This is a genomic window from Acuticoccus sp. MNP-M23 (assembly GCF_031195445.1).
Lineage (GTDB): Bacteria > Pseudomonadota > Alphaproteobacteria > Rhizobiales > Amorphaceae > Acuticoccus.
In genome coordinates this window covers 1,525,258-1,542,177 of record NZ_CP133480.1, presented here as the reverse complement: position 1 = coordinate 1,542,177, position 16,920 = coordinate 1,525,258, and the positions used below count along the sequence as shown (strand labels likewise).

Annotated in this window: 16 protein-coding genes; 9 read left to right on the top strand and 7 right to left on the bottom strand. The window is 66.6% G+C overall.

The window, feature by feature from the left end:
- The first annotated feature begins 24 nt into the window (after window positions 1-24).
- The 6 genes from RDV64_RS07310 (at window position 25) to RDV64_RS07285 (ending at window position 10,192) form a co-directional block, all read left to right on the top strand.
- The gene (locus RDV64_RS07310; protein WP_309198612.1) at window positions 25-1,620 is read left to right on the top strand and encodes a L,D-transpeptidase family protein; all 1,596 of its coding nucleotides are present in this window, start codon (window positions 25-27) and stop codon (window positions 1,618-1,620) included.
- Between the two features lie 233 nt (window positions 1,621-1,853).
- On the top strand, window positions 1,854-3,518 hold the full coding sequence (locus RDV64_RS07305) for a DUF882 domain-containing protein (RefSeq protein WP_375143797.1): 1,665 nt from the start codon (window positions 1,854-1,856) through the stop codon (window positions 3,516-3,518).
- Window positions 3,519-3,754: 236 nt separating this feature from the next.
- Complete coding sequence (locus RDV64_RS07300; protein ID WP_309198611.1) at window positions 3,755-4,720, top strand: metalloregulator ArsR/SmtB family transcription factor; 966 nt, start codon at window positions 3,755-3,757, stop codon at window positions 4,718-4,720.
- Window positions 4,717-5,589: a methylenetetrahydrofolate reductase [NAD(P)H] gene (metF, locus tag RDV64_RS07295; RefSeq protein ID WP_309198610.1), complete on the top strand. Its 873-nt coding sequence runs from the start codon at window positions 4,717-4,719 to the stop codon at window positions 5,587-5,589. Before RDV64_RS07300 ends, metF begins: the two co-directional genes overlap by 4 nt.
- A gap of 11 nt (window positions 5,590-5,600) precedes the next feature.
- Complete coding sequence (gene metH, locus RDV64_RS07290) at window positions 5,601-9,299, top strand: methionine synthase (RefSeq protein ID WP_309198609.1); 3,699 nt, start codon at window positions 5,601-5,603, stop codon at window positions 9,297-9,299.
- A gap of 29 nt (window positions 9,300-9,328) precedes the next feature.
- Window positions 9,329-10,192 carry a hypothetical protein gene (locus tag RDV64_RS07285; RefSeq protein WP_309198608.1) on the top strand — a complete coding sequence of 288 codons (864 nt, stop codon included), beginning with the start codon at window positions 9,329-9,331 and terminating at the stop codon, window positions 10,190-10,192.
- Between the two features lie 18 nt (window positions 10,193-10,210).
- On the opposite strand, the gene coaA is transcribed toward RDV64_RS07285, so the two are convergent.
- Genes coaA through hisB form a run of 7 tightly spaced genes read right to left on the bottom strand, consistent with a single transcriptional unit; the run spans window position 10,211 to window position 14,787 of the window.
- Window positions 10,211-11,188 (bottom strand): type I pantothenate kinase, encoded by a 978-nt coding sequence (coaA, locus tag RDV64_RS07280; RefSeq protein ID WP_309198607.1) that lies wholly within the window; start codon window positions 11,186-11,188, stop codon window positions 10,211-10,213.
- Between the two features lie 24 nt (window positions 11,189-11,212).
- Complete coding sequence (locus RDV64_RS07275) at window positions 11,213-11,536, bottom strand: phosphoribosyl-ATP diphosphatase (RefSeq protein ID WP_309198606.1); 324 nt, start codon at window positions 11,534-11,536, stop codon at window positions 11,213-11,215.
- Window positions 11,529-12,317 carry an imidazole glycerol phosphate synthase subunit HisF gene (gene hisF, locus RDV64_RS07270; RefSeq protein WP_309198605.1) on the bottom strand — a complete coding sequence of 263 codons (789 nt, stop codon included), beginning with the start codon at window positions 12,315-12,317 and terminating at the stop codon, window positions 11,529-11,531. Before hisF ends, RDV64_RS07275 begins: the two co-directional genes overlap by 8 nt.
- Window positions 12,317-13,048, bottom strand: coding sequence for a 1-(5-phosphoribosyl)-5-[(5-phosphoribosylamino)methylideneamino]imidazole-4-carboxamide isomerase (gene hisA, locus RDV64_RS07265; RefSeq protein ID WP_309198604.1), 732 nt, complete (start codon window positions 13,046-13,048; stop codon window positions 12,317-12,319). The genes hisF and hisA overlap by 1 nt, the downstream gene beginning before the upstream one ends.
- Window positions 13,045-13,695 carry an imidazole glycerol phosphate synthase subunit HisH gene (gene hisH, locus RDV64_RS07260; RefSeq protein ID WP_309198603.1) on the bottom strand — a complete coding sequence of 217 codons (651 nt, stop codon included), beginning with the start codon at window positions 13,693-13,695 and terminating at the stop codon, window positions 13,045-13,047. The genes hisA and hisH overlap by 4 nt, the downstream gene beginning before the upstream one ends.
- The gene (locus RDV64_RS07255) at window positions 13,692-14,156 is read right to left on the bottom strand and encodes a DUF2628 domain-containing protein (protein WP_309198602.1); all 465 of its coding nucleotides are present in this window, start codon (window positions 14,154-14,156) and stop codon (window positions 13,692-13,694) included. The genes hisH and RDV64_RS07255 overlap by 4 nt, the downstream gene beginning before the upstream one ends.
- 34 nt (window positions 14,157-14,190) lie before the next feature.
- Window positions 14,191-14,787, bottom strand: a complete 597-nt coding sequence (gene hisB, locus RDV64_RS07250) for an imidazoleglycerol-phosphate dehydratase HisB (protein WP_309198601.1) — start codon at window positions 14,785-14,787, stop codon at window positions 14,191-14,193.
- Window positions 14,788-14,865: 78 nt separating this feature from the next.
- On the opposite strand from hisB, the gene pyrF reads away from it, so the two are divergent.
- From pyrF to RDV64_RS07235, 3 genes are read left to right on the top strand one after another with little or no spacing between them, the layout of a single operon-like run.
- Window positions 14,866-15,606, top strand: coding sequence for an orotidine-5'-phosphate decarboxylase (gene pyrF / locus RDV64_RS07245; protein ID WP_309198600.1), 741 nt, complete (start codon window positions 14,866-14,868; stop codon window positions 15,604-15,606).
- Between the two features lie 29 nt (window positions 15,607-15,635).
- A complete protein-coding gene (locus RDV64_RS07240; RefSeq protein ID WP_309198599.1) occupies window positions 15,636-16,256 on the top strand; it encodes an arylesterase in 621 nt (206 codons plus the stop codon).
- Window positions 16,253-16,879, top strand: coding sequence for a Pr6Pr family membrane protein (locus RDV64_RS07235; protein ID WP_309198598.1), 627 nt, complete (start codon window positions 16,253-16,255; stop codon window positions 16,877-16,879). The genes RDV64_RS07240 and RDV64_RS07235 overlap by 4 nt, the downstream gene beginning before the upstream one ends.
- The last annotated feature ends 41 nt before the right edge of the window (window positions 16,880-16,920 follow it).

Sequence of the window (16,920 nt, the reverse complement as noted above, 5' to 3'; positions counted from 1 at the left end):
TGAGAGTCGGTGTTGGGTATCGCAATGACGAAATGGATTAAGGCCGGCGTGCTTTTCGCCGCAATGGGTGTCGGCGCGGTTCCGGTGGCGGCGGAAGTGCCGATCCCACGGCTTTCGCCCATGAACGGGGTGACAGTCGCAAGCCTCGATGGCTTTGCGCTGCCCGCCGCCGTACCGCTGACGCTGGCGGAGGCGATTTCGCGCGAAGCGATGGTGGATGTCAGCTTTGCCGTCTCCGAATTTTACGAACGTCGCGGCTTTGCGCCGGTGTGGACGGCCGAAAAGGCGGCGGACCTGCGCGCCCGGCTGGCGGAGGCCGCGGGAGACGGTCTCGACCCGGCGGACTATTTCGTTCCCACCGCCGAGGCGAGCGGCCTGTCCGATGCTGCGGTCGACGTATCGCTGACCGAGGCAGCGCTGCGCTATGCCAACGATTCCTTCTCCGGCCGGCTCGACCCGCAGGCCGTGTCGCAAATCATGACCATCGAACCGCCGAAGCTCAACGAAGCGCGGTTCCTGCGGCTCCTGGCCCGGACCGGCGACGTACCGCGCCTTCTGGAAAGGCTGCATCCCGAACATCCGCAATTCATCGCCCTGCGCGACCGTCTGCGCGTTGCGCTGGAAAGCGGGAGCGAAGGCCCGATCCCGGTGGGCAGGGGACCGGCGCTCAAGCGCGGCACGAAGGAGGTGCGTGTCGCGCTGCTGCGCCGCCGGTTGGGCGCCACCGTGATGCGCGGCGAAAATCCGGAGGCGTTCGACGCCGGACTGGAAGACGCCGTGCGCGAATACCAGCGCTCGCGCGGTCTTTCGGCGGATGGCATCGTCGGCCCGCGCACCATCACCCACCTCGACGAGGGCATTGTCGGCGACCCCACCGATTCGCTGATTTCCAACATGGAGCGCTGGCGCTGGATGCCGCGCGACCTCGGCCGCCACAATGTGACCGTGAACATTCCTGCGTACCGCGTCCGCGTGAACACCGATGGCAAGACCATTTATGACGGCAAGGTGATTGTCGGCGCCACCGGCCATCCGACGCCGCTGTTCTCGGACAGGATCGAGCACATTGTGGTCAATCCATACTGGAACGTGCCGATCTCCATTGCCGCCAACGAGATGCTGGGCGGCATCCGTGCAAACCCCGGCGGCTATTTTGCGCGCAAGGGCTACGAGGCCGTGGTGAACGGCAGGGTGGTGAACCCCAATTCGCTGTCCTGGCACCGCGGCATGCTGCACAAGGTCCGCATCCGCCAGAAGCCCGGCCGCGGCAATGCGCTGGGTGCGGTCAAGTTCCTGTTCCCCAACAAGCACGCGGTCTACCTGCACGACACCCCGTCCAAGAGCCTGTTCGGCCGTGACGTGCGCGCGCTCAGCCATGGCTGCGTTCGGGTGGATCAGCCGTTCGCGTTTGCCGAGGCACTGTTGTCGCAAACCGCCTCATTGTCGGGCAGACGCGTTGAGGGAATGGTTGGCGGAAAGCAGAAATGGCTCAACCTCGACGAAAAAATTCCTGTTCATCTCAGCTATTTTACATTGGAAGCAGATAGCAGTGGAGCGCTGCATCGGTTCAGCGACGTCTACGGTTTTGACGCGAGAACCCAGCGCGCGCTGGGGCTATAACTCTATTTCAGCGTGTGGCGAGGGGGCAACAGCCCGGCACCAGCGGCGTGGGGCTCTTTTCAAAGGTTGAGCAATTCGGTTAAGGCTCGTGCAAGAGTCTCGTTGTAGAGAACCCTGTGCGCCCATGTTTGCGGCGTGCCCTGGCCATGTGTCTGACAGGGGGCGGCTTGCTGAAACTTGAAACGTCGATGGACCGGTGTCCGCCTGCTTTGCCCTTTGTGGCAGCGACCTTTTTGCGTCGCGTCGCAGGGCTTGTGGTGCTGGCCGTTCTTCTTGGCGTCGTCGCGGCAAAGCCCGCCGCGGCGCAGACCCGCACGCTGGAGCTTTTCTTCACGCACACCAAGGAAAGCATCAAGGTCGTCTACAAGCGCAACGGCCGTTACGACGCTGCGGGCCTGCGTGACCTCAACCGCTTCCTGCGCGACTGGCGCCGCAACGAGTCCACCAAGATGGACCCGGAGCTGTTCGACCTGATCTGGGACGTCCAGCAGCAGTTCGGCGGAAAGAAGATCAGCGTCGTCTCTGCCTACCGTTCGCCGGCGACCAACTCCATGCTGCGCGGCCGTTCGCGCGGTGTGGCGAAGAACTCGCAGCACATGCTCGGCAAGGCGATGGATTTTTACATTCCGGGCGTCAAGATTTCGACGCTGCGTGCTGCCGGCATGAAGCGGCAGGTGGGCGGCGTCGGCTATTATCCGCGCAGCGGCAGCCCGTTCGTACACTTCGACACCGGCAGTGTGCGCGCCTGGCCGCGCATGTCCAGCGGCCAGCTGTCGAAGCTTTTCCCCGACGGGAAGACCCTGCACCTGCCTTCCAACGGCAAGGCGCTGTCCGGTTACTCCGCCGCGCAGGCGCTGGAGAAGCAGGGCAAGCTTGCGTCGCTCGACACGCGCGGCGGCAATGGTGGTGGCGGCGGCGGGCTAGCCTCGCTGTTCAATTTCGGCGGCGGCCGCAAAGACGTGAAGCCGCCCGAGCCAAAGGCCATCGCGCGCCGGCCCAAGGTTCAGAAAGCGCCCGAGCGCAAGGCCGCACCGGCGCCTGTCCAGGTTGCCGCGGCAGCGCCGGCCGCGACCGTGCGCAGCAGCACCGGCGATGGCAACAAGGGCTTCCGCCAGCTTCCGGGCGTATCGCTGGGTGGCCTGATAGGCCGCTTCCGCCGCAACAACGAACCTGCTGAAGTAACCCCGGTCGCCCTCCCGTCCGAGCCGCTGACGGCCGTTGCCGTGGCCGCTGCCGCACCGGCGGGCAACGGCGCGGACGACGAAATCAACTCGCTGCTCACCGAAGCGCCCGCTGACGCCAGCCCGCCGCCGATCCCGCGGATCGCCCCACGCGAAGGTCTCGCCGTGGTCGCTGCGCCGGACGATGCCGACGATCCCAAGGCTGCCGACGCGCTGAACGAGCTGATCGAGGACAACGCGGACAGTGCCACGGCGGAAATTCAGCTGGCAGCCCTGCCGCCTCACCGCCCCGAAGTGCTGCGCGACGCGCCCGCCACCGCGCTCGGCTTTGCTGACAGCACCGGCGCGCTCGGCCAGAGCGGCACGCCCCAAAGCGCGGCTGCAGCCCTGATTTCGCGCCCCGCAACCAACGCCGTGCCGCCGGCCGCCGCCGCGACGTTGGCGCCCCCGGCATCAGCCGGTGCGCCGATCCTGAAGGCTTCGTTCACCAAGGTGCGCGGCGCCAGCCCGGTGCTGATCGGCAACACACGAGGGATGGCGGACAGCACGTTCGCGACCCTCTCCGCGCCGGATGAAGACGGTGCGGCCAAGGGCGGGCTTCTGCTGGCTGACGGTTTTCTCGGCGCACCCTCCGGCTTTGCCGCCGTGAACGCCTGGCCGAACACCAACAGCTTCACCGGCCTGCGCATCACCGTGTACGCCGCGCCGCGCAGCTAGCGCGGCAAGTGGCCGGGGCCAGTGCCCCGGCTGGGCATGAACTGTAGGCCCCCGCAATGCGGGGTGGCGGCGCTCGGTTTCCTGACATCCTGCGAGAGAGGCTGCGGGCCTGCGGTTGACATCACACCGGCGGATCACGATAAAGCTATAAAGAAATCTTTATATGGCGATTTCGCGTGATGGTGGACCGGTACAATCAGTCCCGCGCCGGGCCAAACCTTGGTCATGATGCGCTCGTGGCTGCCCTGAGGGCGGCGGGCGAAACCACGCGCCTGCGGATCCTCGCTCTTCTCGCGGACTCCGAACTGACCGTGAAGGATCTGACCACCATTCTCGGCCAGTCCCAGCCGCGGATCTCGCGCCATCTCAAACTTCTGGCCGACGCCGGGCTCGTCACCCGATCCACCGAGGGCGCCTGGGCATTCTATCGGCTGGCCGATGAGAACGACGGACCCTGCCCCGCAGCGCAGGTGCTGGCGATGCTGGACAGGGACGACCCCGCCGTCGCCCGCGACCGTGAGCGCCGCACCGCCACCCGCCGCGCCAACGCGGAAGCCGCCGCCAGCTACTTCGCTGCCAACGCCCGCGTCTGGGACCACCTGCGCACCCTGCACGTGCCGGACACCGAGGTGGAGGCCGCCATCTGCGGGCTCGCCGGCACCAGTCGCATCCGCACGCTCCTGGATGTGGGCACCGGCACGGGCCGCGTTCTGGAACTCCTCGCCGGACGCGCCGACCGGGCCGTGGGCGTCGATGCCAGCGCCGCCATGCTGGCCGTTGCCAGGGCGAACCTCGACGCAGCAGGCATCGCCAACGTCCGCCTTGCGCAGGACGATATCTACACGCTGTCGCAGCCGCGCGACGCGTTTGACCTGGTGGTCATCCACCAGGTCCTCCACTACCTCGACGATCCGGCCCGTGCCGTGGCGGAGGCTGGCCGCATGGTCAGTCCCGGCGGTGCGCTGCTGATTGTCGATTTCGCTCCCCATGCGCTGGAGATCCTGCGCGCGGAAGCGCAACACAGGCGCCTCGGCATCGGCCGCGGCGAAATGGAGGGCTGGCTTCAGGCTGCCAATCTGGACGCGGTGGAGGTGATCGACCTTCCCGGCCGTGGCAATGAGCTGACCGTGACCCTGTGGTTTGCGCGCGACCGCCGCATGATTTCCGACGATCTGCGTATCAACGAAGGTGCTTTGGCATGACAGCCCCCACGGTCTCGTTCGAATTTTTTCCTCCCAAGACCGAGAAGATGGAAGAAACGCTGTGGGCCACGGTCCAGAAGCTGGCGCCGTTGTCTCCGGAGTTCGTGTCCGTCACCTATGGCGCGGGCGGGTCCACCCGTGAACGCACCATCCGCACGGTCAAGCGTATTGTGGAGGAAACGCCGCTGAAGGCAGCGGCGCACCTCACCTGCGTCGGCGCCACCCGTGACGAGGTGAACGCGGTGATCCGCGATTTCTGGGACGCTGGCGTCAAGCACATCGTGGCCTTGCGCGGCGACATGCCCGATGGCCCCGGCACCGCCTACAAGTCCCATCCGGGCGGCTACGACACCAGCGCCGACCTCGTGGCCGGCATCAAGGAGATCGCGCCGTTCGAGGTGTCGGTGTCGGCCTATCCGGAGCGCCATCCCGATTCGGCCAACTGGGAAGAGGACATCGACAACCTTGCCCGCAAGGCCGATGCCGGGGCGGATCGTGCCATCACGCAATTCTTCTTCGACAACGACCTGTTCGACGCCTTCCGCGAGCGGGTCGCGGCGCGTGGCATCACCATTCCCGTGGTGCCGGGCATCGTTCCGATCCACTCGTTCGCGCAGGTCAAGCGCTTTGCCGACATGTGCGGCGCGTCGATCCCCGCGACCCTTGCCCACCGCTTCGAGGGGCTGGAGGACGACGCCGAAACGCGGCGCCTCGTGGCCGCTCACATTGCCGCCGATCAGGCGTTCGACCTGATGAACCGCGGCGTCGACCGCTTCCATTTCTACACCATGAACCGTGCCGACCTCGTCTTTGCGCTGTGCCATCTTCTGGGCCTTCGCGCGGATGACGACGTGTCGGCCGCGGCCTGACCGGAGTCCCCATGTCCCAGTATCTGATCGACGAAGCCCGCCGCCGCATTCTCATCATCGACGGCGCCATGGGCACGATGATCCAGAACGAACGGCTGGACGAGGACGGCTATCGCGGCAAGGGCGGCGGGCAGGATTGCGACCTGGGGACCGATTTGCCCCAGGCCGGCAACAACGACCTTCTGGTGCTGACGCAGCCGGCCGTCGTGCAGAAGATCCACGAGCAATACCTGCGCGCCGGCGCTGATATCGTGGGCACCAACACGTTCTCGTCCACCACCATCGCCCAGGCCGACTATGGCCTGCAGCACAAGGTGTACGACCTCAACGTGGCGGGCGCGCGCGTGGCGCGTGCGGCGGCGGACGCCGTCACGAAGGACGAGCCGGACCGGCCGCGTTTCGTCGCCGGCGCCATCGGCCCGACCAACCGCACCCTCTCCATCTCGCCGGACGTGAACGACCCCGGCTACCGCGCCGTCTCATTCCAGGAGATGGCCGCCGCCTATGCGGAGGCCGCCCGCGGCCTGATCGACGGTGGCGCCGACCTCATCCTGATCGAGACGATCTTCGACACGCTGAACGCCAAGGCCGCGATCTTCGGCATCGAGGGTCTGTTCTCGGAGGGTGTGAAGCGCCTGCCGCTGATGATTTCCGGCACCATCACCGACCGCTCGGGCCGGACGCTGTCTGGCCAGACGCCCACGGCATTCTGGAACTCGGTCAGCCACGCCAACCCGTTCTCGGTGGGGCTTAACTGCGCGCTGGGTGCAGAGGAAATGCGCCAGCACGCCGCCGAGCTTGCCGGCGTGGCCGACACGCTGGTGTGCGTCTACCCCAACGCGGGCCTGCCCAACGAGATGGGCGCCTACGACGAGAGCCCGGACTACATGGGCGAGCAGCTGGAAGAATTCGCCAAGGGCGGCCTTCTCAACATCGTCGGCGGCTGTTGCGGCACCACGCCCGAGCACATCAGTGCCATTGCCGACAAGGTGGCCGCATTCGAGCCGCGCACCCCTGTCGACCACCGGCCGATGCTCCAGCTTTCGGGGCTTGAGCCGTTCGCGCTGACGAAGGAAGTGCGGTTCGTGAACGTCGGCGAGCGCACCAACGTCACCGGGTCGGCCAAATTCCGCAAGCTGATCAAGGAAGGCGACTACTCCACCGCGCTGGACGTGGCACGCGAGCAGGTGGAAAACGGCGCGCAGATCATCGACGTGAACATGGACGAGGGGCTGCTGGAGTCGCAGGAGGTGATGGAAACCTACCTGAAGCTCGTGGCCTCCGAGCCGGATATCGCGCGCGTTCCGGTGATGGTCGACAGCTCCAAGTGGGACGTGATCGAGGAAGGGCTGCGCCAGGTTCAGGGCAAGTCCATCGTCAACTCCATCTCCATGAAGGAGGGCGAAGAGGCGTTCCTGAAGCAGGCCGACCTCGTCCGCCGCTACGGCGCGGCCGCCGTGGTGATGGCGTTTGACGAAGAGGGCCAGGCCGACACCTACGAGCGCAAGATCGAGATCTGCGGCCGTGCCTACAAGCTTTTGACCGAGAACGGTTTCCCGCCGGAAGACATCATCTTCGACCCCAATATCTTCGCAGTGGCGACGGGCATCGAGGAACACAACAACTACGGCAACGACTTCATCAACGCGACGCGCTGGATCCGCGAGAACCTGCCCCACGCTCACGTTTCGGGCGGCGTCTCCAACCTGTCGTTCTCGTTCCGCGGCAACGACCAGGTGCGCGAGGCGATGCACTCGGTGTTCCTCTACCACGCCATCCAGGCCGGGATGGACATGGGCATCGTCAACGCCGGCCAGCTTGCCGTATATGACGACCTGAACCCCGAGCTGCGCGAGCTGTGCGAAGACGTGGTGCTCAACCGCCGCGACGATTCCACCGAGCGTCTGCTGGAGGCCGCCGAACGCTACAAGGCCGGCGGCGGCGCCAAGCGGGTGGTCGACCTGTCATGGCGCGAGACGGACGTGTCGGGCCGGCTCCGGCACGCGCTGGTCCACGGCATCACCGAGTTCATCGAGGAGGATGTCGAGGAAGCGCGCGAGAAGGCCGAGCGTCCGCTCCACGTCATCGAGGGGCCGTTGATGGACGGCATGAACGTGGTCGGCGACCTGTTCGGCGATGGCAAGATGTTCCTGCCGCAGGTGGTGAAGTCCGCCCGTGTGATGAAGAAGGCGGTCGCCTACCTCCTCCCCTACATGGAGGCGGAAAAGGAAGGCCAGCCGCGCAAGAATGCCGGCAAGGTGCTGATGGCCACCGTGAAGGGCGATGTCCACGACATCGGCAAGAACATCGTCGGCGTCGTCCTCCAGTGCAACAATTTCGAGGTCATCGACCTTGGCGTGATGGTGCCGGCGGACAAGATCCTGCAGGTCGCGAAGGAAGAGAACGTCGACATCATCGGCCTGTCCGGGCTTATCACGCCGTCGCTGGACGAGATGTGCAACGTGGCCGCCGAAATGCAGCGCTCGGGCTTCTCCGTGCCGCTGCTGATTGGCGGGGCGACCACGTCCAAGGTCCACACCGCGGTGAAGATCAACCCCAACTACACCGCAGGCCAGGCCGTGTATGTGACCGACGCGTCCCGTGCGGTCGGCGTCTGCTCGCGGCTTCTGAACGACAAGGAAACGTTCGAGGCGGAGCTTCTGGCGGAGTATCGCAGCGTTTCGGAAAAATACCTCAAGGGGCAGAGCGACAAGAAGCGGATGCCGCTGCGCGACGCCCGCGCCCGCCGCACCGAGATCGACTGGGACAGCTACACCCCGCCGGTCCCGCGCGAACTCGGGCTGAAGAACATCGAGGTCCCGCTCGAAACGCTGGTGCCGTACATCGACTGGACGCCGTTCTTCTCGGCCTGGGAGATCAAGGGTGCCTACCCGCGCGTTCTGGACGATGAGCGCTATGGCGAGGCGGCTCGTCCGCTGTTCGAGGACGCGCAGGCGATGCTCAAGCAGATGGTCTCCGAAAAATGGCTGACGGCGAAGGGCGTGATCGGCCTTTGGCGCGCCCAGTCCGACGGTGACGACGTTGTGCTCTACGGCGAAGACGGGGCCGAGTTCACCCGCTTCCATACGCTGCGCCAGCAGGTGGCACGCGGCAACAGCAAGCGCGCCAACGCCGCGCTGGCGGATTTCGTGGCGCCCGTAGGCGGGCCGCAGGACTATGTGGGCGGCTTCTGCGTCACCACCGGGCTTGGCGAGGAGGTGATGGAAAAGCGCTTCACCGACAGCAGCGACGACTACAGCAAGATCCTTGCGCAGTCGCTGGCCGACCGGCTGGCCGAAGCCTTTGCCGAATATGCGCACATGGTGGTGCGGCGCGAGATCTGGGCCTATGCGCCCGACGAAGCGCTGACGCCGGAAGAGCTGATCGGGGAAACCTACCAGGGCATTCGCCCGGCACCGGGCTACCCCGCCCAGCCCGACCACACCGAAAAGCGCACCCTGCTGCCGCTGCTTGAAGCAGAAGACCGGGTGGGCGTGACGTTGACGGAGAGTTGCGCCATGTGGCCGGCGTCTTCGGTATCCGGTCTTTACTTCTCCCACCCGGAGAGCGTCTACTTCGGGATTGGCAAGATCGAGCGCGATCAGGTGGAAGACTACGCGCGGCGCAAGGGTTGGGACGTTGCCGAAGCGGAACGCTGGCTGGCACCGATCCTGAACTACACGCCACAGCCGCTGGCAGTCGCCGCCTGAGGTCGCGCCTCTTTTTGGGGAGGCGAGGGATGCGATTTGGGTGGTTGATGGCGGCGGCCGTGATGCTGGCGCCCGGTGCGGCGCTGGCGCAGACATCCTGCGGGCAATATGATTTTGCCCGCCCCTACGTCGGCAGCTTCTTGCAAGGTGAGACCTTTGCGGATGCTGCAAAGGCGGTCGAAACCATCACCACCATGGCTGATGGCGCCTGCCATCAGGACGAGGTGCTGGCGCTGATGGCCGCCGCGTACGGCGATGTCGTCGGCTACAAGGCGGCCGCCACTTCGCCAGGGGCACAAAAGCAGCTCGGCCTCGACGGGCCGGTGCTGGGCGTCCTGTTCGACGGCATGGTGCTGGGCGATGGCGCCACCGTCCCGGTCACCGACGGCGCGCGGATGATCTTCGAGCTGGACCTCCTGGTGCGTGTCGGCGACCCGGCCCTGGCGAAGGCCACCACCCGTGCCGAGGCGCTCGCCGGGATCGACGCGTTCATTCCCTTCATCGAGCTTGGCGATCTGATGGTGCCCAAGGGGGTCCCCGTCACCGGGCCCCTGTTGCAGGCCATGAATGCGGGTGGCCGGCTCGGGGTGCGCGGCGCCCCCGTCTCCACTGCCGGCATGACCGTCGCCAGCCTCGATGATTCCGCTGGCATTCTGATGAAGGACGGCGCGGTCGTGGCCGAGGCGCCGGCATCGTCGCTGCTGGGCCATCCGCTGGACGCGGTGTTGTGGATTGCAGAGGCGACCCGGGCGCGCGGCATGGCGCTGAAGACGGGCGATCTTCTGAGCCTAGGCTCCATGGGCCGGTTCCAGCTGGCGTCCGCCGGCAAGATCGCCGCCGAATATACCGGCTTCGGCCCGGAGCCGGCAACGGTCTCCCTCACGCTGGAATAGCCGACGGGCCGGCGCCGCTCAGACCTTGCGCAGCGCCACCTTGGTGATGTGGTGGTCCGCACCCTTGTGCAGGATCAGGTCGGCCCGGAGGCGGGTGGGGCCGACATTCTCGCGCAGGTTCTTCAGGTTGATCTGCGCCCAGAGGCGTCTGGCAAACGCGGTGGCCTCTTCGTCCGAAATGTTGGCATATTTGTGGAAGTAGGAGCGCGGGTCGGTGAACCGGCGCTCCTGCAGACGCTTGAAGCGGGTGATGTACCAGCGTTCCAGATCGTCTTCCTCGGCATCGAGATAGATCGAGAAATCGAAGAAATCTGACACGAAGGGCGTGCGCGGCTTGTCCGACAACAGGCGCGTGGTCTGCAGGACGTTCAGGCCTTCGACGATGAGAATGTCCGGCTGGCGGATTGTGAGCACCTCGCCGGGCACCCGGTCGTAGGTGAGGTGCGAATAGACCGGCGCGGTCACGCTGGCTTCGCCCGCCTTGATGTCGCGCAGGAACTTGATCAGCGCGGCAACGTCGTAGGATTCGGGAAAGCCCTTGCGCTCCATCAGGCCTTCAGCCTTGAGGTGGGCGTTGGGCCACAGGAACCCGTCGGTGGTCACGAGGTCGACCTTGGGCGCCGACGGCCAGCGGCGGATCAGCGCCTGGAGGAGCTTTGCCGTGGTCGTCTTGCCGACCGCGACCGAGCCCGCCACGCCGATGATGAACGGCACGCCCGCGTCGCTGCGGCCCAGAAAGCGGTGCGTTGCAGCGTGTAATGCTTCTGTCGCTTCCACGTAGTAGGTGAGAAGGCGCGACAGCGGCAGGTAGATGGTCTCCACCTGCTCGGGCTCAACATAGTCGTTGAAGCCTTGCAGCTGGACGATTTCGTCCCGATTGAGGGGCATCGGCTGCCCCTTGCGCAGATCGGCCCAGTCGGTCTCCGAAAAGACGTGAAACGGGGCGAAATCCTCGCGGGAGTCGTCGCTGGTCGTGTTGTCTACGCGTGCGTCCATGGGCTGAAACTCTAGCTTGTCAGACTAACCTGACAAGCGGCTGGCCTTTTCTTCGAGGCCGGACTGGCCTGTGCGGCGCTGCAGCTCCGCCATCACGGCGTCCCACGAGCTGCCGGTCACCGCAAGCAGAACGGTGAGGTGATAGATGACGTCCGCCGCCTCGCCGGCGAGGGCGGCAGGATCGCGCTGCACCGCGGCGATGACCGTCTCGACGGATTCCTCGCCGAACTTCTCGGCGCACTTGTCGATCCCCTTGGCCGCGAGCGTACGGGTGTAGGACTGAGCCCCCTCGTCGGCGAGGCGTGCGCGAACGATGGCTTCGAGGTCGCGGACCGAAAACTCAGTCATCGAACTGGCCGTGGGGGTCGTTGTCGATCCGCACCGGAATGCCGGCGGCGGCCATGTGCGCCTTGGTCTCGCCGATGGTGAAGGTGCCGAAGTGGAAGATGGAGGCCGCCAGAACCGCCTCCGCCCCGCCAATCTTCACCGCATCGACCATGTGGTCGAGCGTACCGGCGCCACCCGATGCGATCACCGGGATCGGCACGGCATCGGCCACGGCGCGGGTGAGCGCATTGTCGAAGCCGGCCTTGGTGCCGTCGGAATCCATGGAGGTGAGGAGGATCTCCCCCGCGCCCAGCTCGGCCATCTGGCGTGCGAATTTCACCGCGTCGATGCCGGTTTCCTTGCGTCCGCCGTGGGTGAAGATCTCCCAGCGGCCGTCCGCCACCTTCTTGGCGTCGATGGCGACGACGATGCACTGCGCGCCGAATTTCTCCGCCGCCTTGCCGACAAAATCGGGGTCTTTCACCGCGGCGGTGTTGATGGACACCTTGTCGGCACCCGCGAGCAGCAGCGAGCGGATATCGGAGATGGTGCGGACGCCGCCGCCGACGGTGAGCGGCATGAAGCAGCGCTCTGCCGTGCGGCGCACCACGTCGAACAGGATCGAGCGTTCCTCGTGGCTGGCGGCAATGTCGAGGAAGGTGAGTTCGTCGGCGCCGGCGGCATCGTAGGCTTCTGCGGCGGCGACGGGATCGCCCGCGTCGCGCAGTTCCTGGAACTTCACGCCCTTGACCACGCGGCCGCCCTGCACGTCGAGGCAGGGGATGATGCGCTTCTTCAGCATCAGGCAGCGCCCCGCACTGCGGAAATGGCGGCGGCAGCATCGACCCGGCCATCGTAGAGCGCACGGCCGAGGATGGCGCCGTCGAGGATGGCGCATTCCGGCTCGGCGAGGCGGGAAATGTCGTCCATGCCGGAGAAGCCGCCGGATGCGATCAGCGGGGTTTCCACCTTCTGCGCAATGGCGAGGGTTTCGGTGAGGTTGAGGCCGGTGAGCATCCCGTCGCGGCCGATGTCGGTGTGGACGATGGCGGCGACGCCGGCGTCCTCGTAGCGGGCGGCAAGGTCGGCGGCATCGAGTTCGGTGGCATCGGCCCAGCCGGCGACGGCGACGCGGCCCTCGCGCGCGTCGATGCCGACGACAATCTGGCCGGGGAAGGACTTGCAGGCGGCGCGCACAAGGTCCGGGTCCTTGGCCGCTGCCGTGCCGAGGATGACGCGGGCAACGCCCTTTTCCAGCCACGTCGCAATGGAGGCCATGGTGCGGATGCCGCCGCCCAGCTGCACGGGTTTGGTCGTGGCAGCGAGGATCTCGGCAACGGCCTCCGCGTTGCGGCTGACGCCGGCGAACGCGCCGTTGAGGTCCACCACGTGCAGCCACTCGAAGCCAAGCTGCGCAAAGTGGGCGGCGCGGCTCGCCGGGCTGGTGTCGAACACCGTGGCGCTGTCCATCTCGCCGCGCTCCAGGCGCACGCACTGCCCGTCTTTGAGGTCGATGGCGGGATAAAGGATCATGGGGCCCAGGCGAGGAAGTTTTGGATGAGTTTAAGCCCCAGCTTCTGGCTTTTTTCCGGGTGAAACTGAGTGCCGATGATGTTGTCGCGGCCGACAATGGCCGAAAACGGCCCGCCATGGTCGGACAATGCAATGATGGAATCCGCCGCATTGGGCGCGAAGGCGTAGGAGTGGACGAAGTAGGCGTGCCAGCCGTCCGGGCCGGTCTCGATGCCCTTCATCACGGGGTGCGGGCGCACCTCCTCCAGCGTGTTCCACCCCATGTGCGGGATTTTGAGGCTCTTGTCGGCTGGGGCGAGGGGGCGGACCTCGCCGGAAATCCAGCCGAGCCCGTCGCTCACCTTGTGCTCCAGCCCCTGGTCGGCAAACAGCTGCATGCCGACGCACACGCCCAGCATCGGCACGCCGCGCTCCATCACTGCGGTGGTGAACGCTTCCACCATGCCGGGAGAGGACGTGAGGCCGCCCATGCAGTCGGCGAACGCGCCGACGCCGGGCAGGACGATCCGGTCGGCCCGTGCGACGCGCCGGGGGTCGGCGGAGACGACGATGGCGGTGGTGTCGCCGGCGTCCTCGGCCGCGCGCACGAATGCCTTGTGGGCGGAGCGGAGGTTGCCGGACCCGTAATCGACGATGACGACGCTCACCGCGGTCCCTCGGGGAAGAGGCCGAGGACGGGCGGCGTGCGCTGTCCGAAGGGCGCCGGCTCGGGCGCGGCGCGGACAGGCAGCGGCTCGGCGAGGCGGTCGGTGTAGTAGCGGCGCTCGGCTTCGGGCAGGCGGCGGCCCTCGACCACGTCGTTCATGTGCCAGCCGCGGCGACTGAGCGCCCAGCGCCGCAGCCCCTCCGCTTCAAAGCCGAACCAGAGCGAAGCAACCAGCGTGACGGGGGTGACGGCATCTTCCCCCAGCAGGGTGATCGTTGCTGCAACCAGCCCGGCGGCGACAACGAGATAGGCAACCGCCAGCACGAGATGGCCCTTGGCCAGCAGCCAGAGCGGGCCGAACAGGGACGCCCGCCAGGAAAAGCCGTCACGCACGAACAGCGCGCGCTCCGCCTTGCGGTGCTCGCGGAACCTGTCGTGCTCCCACACGGTCCAGACAGCCATTGTTCAACTCCTTCACCACGCATGCCGCGCGGCGCTACAGCGTTCCCTTGGTGGACGGGACGGCGCCGCCGGGCGCGGTCAGCGCTACGGCCTGCCCCAGAGCCCTTGCGACGCCCTTGAAACAGCTTTCCGCAATATGGTGATCGTTGGTGCCATAAAGCGTCTCGATATGCAGCGTTATCCGGGAATTCATTGCAAACGCGGTGAAAAATTCCTGCACGAGCTGGGTGTCGAACGTGCCGATCTTTGCCGTGTGAAACGCCGTGCGGAACACCAGGAACGGCCGGCCCGAGATGTCGAGCGCCACGCGGGTCAGCGTTTCGTCCATCGGGAGCAGGCAGTCGGCGTAGCGGGCAATGCCGCGCTTGGTCCCCAGCGCGTCGAGGATCGCCTGGCCGATGGCGATGCCGACGTCTTCCACCGTGTGGTGATCGTCGATGTGGAGATCGCCCTTGGCGGTGATCTCCATCGCGATGCCGGAGTGGCGCGCAAGCTGGTCGAGCATGTGGTCGAAGAAGCCGACGCCGGTCGCAATGGCGCTCGTGCCCCCGTCCAGATCGACGGTGACTGAAATTTCGGTTTCATTTGTCTGGCGGCGGACCGTGGCGCGCCGTGGTTCAGGCTGAGGCATTGGAAACGCCTTCTAAGGCAGTCTGGCGTCCGTGTCAGCCGCGTTCTACAACAGGGTTCCACGCCAGAGCGCCGCGCCATGATTTTCGACACGCCCAAGAGCCGCCTGATCCTGGCACTCGACTTTGCCGACACCGCGAAAGCCGAAGCTTTGGTGAAGGCGACGGAGGGGATGGTGGGCGTTTACAAGATCGGCTTCGAGTGCGCGCTGGCAGGCGGGATCGACCTTGCGCGTGAGCTGGTAGAGTCCGGCCACCACGTCTTCCTCGACATGAAGCTTCTCGACATTGCCAACACGGTGGCCTCCGCCGTGCGCTCGGCGGGCAAGCTCGGCGTCGATTTTCTCACCGTCCACGCCTACCCGCAGGCGATCGCCGCCGCCGTGGCCGCGCGCCCGGAGGGGCTCCAGATCGTGGCGGTGACGGTGCTGACGTCGCTCGACGACGGCGACCTTGCGGAAGCGGGCTACGCGCTCTCCACCGAGGCGCTGGCAAAGCGGCGGATCGAGACGGCGGCAGCGCTGGGGGCGGACTGCATCGTCTGCTCGCCGCGGGAGGCGGTCCACGCCCACCGCTCGGGGCTGACGGTCATCACCCCCGGCGTGCGGCTGCCGGAAGATTCGCCGGGCGATCAGAAGCGCGTCGCGACGCCGCAGGTGGCAATCCGCAATGGCGCCGACGCGGTGGTGGTGGGCCGGCCGATCAACGCTTCGCCAGCGCCCGATGAGGCCGCCGCGCGTTATGTCGAGGCTATCCGCGAGGGGTTGGCCTCACGCCCGGCCAAGGCGGCCGCGCCTTCCCCCAAAGCTGCACGGCGCTAGATGCGGGCACGTCTTCGGGGAGAATTTCCATGCGTCTTGTTCTGACTGCGTTGCTTTTGCTTGCCGGCCTGTCCGCCGCGCGGGCCGAGACTGTGACCCTTGTTGCGCTGGGCGACAGTCTGACCGCCGGCTTCCAGCTGGCGCCGGGCGCCGGCTTTCCCGCCCAGCTGGAGCGCGCGCTTCAGGCCGAGGGGATGGACGTGAGCGTGGTCGACGCCGGCGTATCCGGAGACACGACGTCCGGCGGCCTTGCCCGGCTCGACTGGTCGGTCGGCCCGGACGCCGATGCGGTGATCGTCGAGCTGGGCGGCAACGATGCCTTGCGCGGCCTCGATCCCGAAAGCACCCGCGAAAACCTGACCGCGATCCTCGACCGGCTGGAGGCGCGCGGCTTGCCGGTGCTCCTGGCCGGCATGCTGGCCCCGCCCAACCTCGGCGCCGAATACGGCAACGACTTCAAGGCCGTGTTCGATGACCTCTCGGCCCGCGACGTGATCTACTACCCGTTCTTCCTCGAAGGGGTGGCTGGCGATCCCGCGCTCAACATCGGCGACGGGATCCACCCCACCGACGATGGGGTGGGTGTCATCGTCACCAACATCCTGCCCAAGGTGCGCGAGCTTGTGGCCCGCGCGAAGGTTGCGGAGTGATCGGCCGCAGCGCCAGCATTCTGGCGGCGGCGACCACCGCGGCGGCCCTGTTCGCGCTGGTGCTGCGCACCGACCTGTCCATCACCAATTTTGCAGCAGACGGGAAGGGTACCGGCGCCGCACTGTGGGACCTTGCGCGCTACTTCACCATCTGGACCAACATCGGCGTGCTGGCGGTGATGGCACTGGCCGCCATTGCGCCTGCCCGCTGGGGCGATCCGCGCGCGATGCTGGTGGCGGTGTCGTCGATCACCATCGTCGGCAGCGTCTATTTCCTGCTCCTGCGCGGCAACATGGCGACGAACACGCCGATGGAGAATGTGGCGACCCTCGCGCTGCACGCAGTGGTGCCCGTTCTGTCCATCGCGACGTTCGTTGCCTTGCGCCATGGTGCGCTGGCGTGGCGGCACGTTTGGTGGGGGATGGCACCGGCGGCAATCTATGGCACCTACGTCCTCGTCCGCGGTCTCGGAGAGAACTCCTACCCCTACTGGTTCCTCAACTACGACGAGCTTGGCCTTGCGCTGTTCGTGCGCAATTCGGTCCTGCTGACGCTTACCTTCGGCGCCGTCAACGCGCTGTTCATCGCCCTCGACAAGGTTCTGGCGCGCCTCACGCGCTGACCGCCTCCCTCCGCTTCGAAGACAAGATCAGGATCACCGCT

Bases quoted from the DNA above. Each gene is read 5' to 3' on its own strand.
- RDV64_RS07310 (WP_309198612.1), top strand. From the start codon at position 25: ATGACGAAATGGATTAAGGCCGGCGTGCTTTTCGCCGCAATGGGTGTC.
- metF (WP_309198610.1), top strand. From the start codon at position 4,717: ATGACAGCCCCCACGGTCTCGTTCGAATTTTTTCCTCCCAAGACCGAG.
- metH (WP_309198609.1), top strand. From the start codon at position 5,601: ATGTCCCAGTATCTGATCGACGAAGCCCGCCGCCGCATTCTCATCATC.
- RDV64_RS07285 (WP_309198608.1), top strand. From the start codon at position 9,329: ATGCGATTTGGGTGGTTGATGGCGGCGGCCGTGATGCTGGCGCCCGGT.
- coaA (WP_309198607.1), bottom strand. From the start codon at position 11,188: ATGGACGCACGCGTAGACAACACGACCAGCGACGACTCCCGCGAGGAT.
- RDV64_RS07275 (WP_309198606.1), bottom strand. From the start codon at position 11,536: ATGACTGAGTTTTCGGTCCGCGACCTCGAAGCCATCGTTCGCGCACGC.
- hisF (WP_309198605.1), bottom strand. From the start codon at position 12,317: ATGCTGAAGAAGCGCATCATCCCCTGCCTCGACGTGCAGGGCGGCCGC.
- hisA (WP_309198604.1), bottom strand. From the start codon at position 13,048: ATGATCCTTTATCCCGCCATCGACCTCAAAGACGGGCAGTGCGTGCGC.
- RDV64_RS07255 (WP_309198602.1), bottom strand. From the start codon at position 14,156: ATGGCTGTCTGGACCGTGTGGGAGCACGACAGGTTCCGCGAGCACCGC.
- hisB (WP_309198601.1), bottom strand. From the start codon at position 14,787: ATGCCTCAGCCTGAACCACGGCGCGCCACGGTCCGCCGCCAGACAAAT.
- pyrF (WP_309198600.1), top strand. From the start codon at position 14,866: ATGATTTTCGACACGCCCAAGAGCCGCCTGATCCTGGCACTCGACTTT.
- RDV64_RS07240 (WP_309198599.1), top strand. From the start codon at position 15,636: ATGCGTCTTGTTCTGACTGCGTTGCTTTTGCTTGCCGGCCTGTCCGCC.